This window comes from Mesorhizobium sp. M00.F.Ca.ET.216.01.1.1, assembly GCF_004010325.2.
Lineage (GTDB): Bacteria > Pseudomonadota > Alphaproteobacteria > Rhizobiales > Rhizobiaceae > Mesorhizobium.
The window spans coordinates 1-316 of the sequence record NZ_SADR02000385.1; the positions used below are offsets into that span (position 1 = coordinate 1).

1 pseudogene is annotated in these 316 nt (G+C 60.8%); it reads left to right on the plus strand.

What is annotated here, in order from left to right:
- Positions 1 to 316: pseudogene (locus tag EN859_RS36600) on the plus strand (diguanylate phosphodiesterase); the annotation flags it as partial.

Genomic DNA, 316 nt, shown 5'->3' on the forward strand with positions numbered 1-316 from the left:
TTCGTGTCGATCTACCTGCGTCCCGATTCCTTCGCCGAACTGTCGTCCGTGTCGTTGGCATTGACCACCCTGCTCACGGTTGTCGGCCGGAGCTACGGTTCCAGGCGCATGGTGCAGATTTTTTCCGTTACCCTCATTGGGCCGCCAGCACTTGCGCTCGTCTTGCGCATGGACGTCCCCGACTTCGTCCTCGGGCTGATGATCGTCCCGACGACAATCGTCACCATCAGCAGCGCCGATCATGTCCGCAACGTTCTGTTCTCGGCGGTCATCGGTCACCGGCAGGCGAAGGAATTGGCGCAAAGGTTCGACCGGG